Annotated in this window: 1 protein-coding gene; it reads right to left on the bottom strand. The window is 29.6% G+C overall.

What is annotated here, in order from left to right:
* A partial coding sequence (locus ACWA1B_RS23060) for a hypothetical protein (protein WP_456910991.1) occupies positions 1-257 on the bottom strand: 257 nt, incomplete at both ends.

Genomic DNA, 257 nt, shown 5'->3' with positions numbered 1-257 from the left:
GCCTGATCTGGAATTTTATATTTTTTATCTTCTCTAAAAACTCCTGCAATATCATTTGCATAAGCTTCAGATTTTAAACCATGAATAACTACAAAACTTTCTGTTTTATTGTATTTATCCAGAGATGTTGTCAATCTTTCGTAATTTTCTACTAATAAAAATACTCTAATCGCTTCTTCAATTCTTTTAACCGTTTTTGTATCGGTATTAGCAACGCGGTATAATATTTTCCAGTTTTTAGTGTCGGTTGTCGTAAA

Source organism: Flavobacterium xizangense (assembly GCF_054075145.1).
This window is presented reverse-complemented; position numbering and strand designations above follow the sequence as displayed.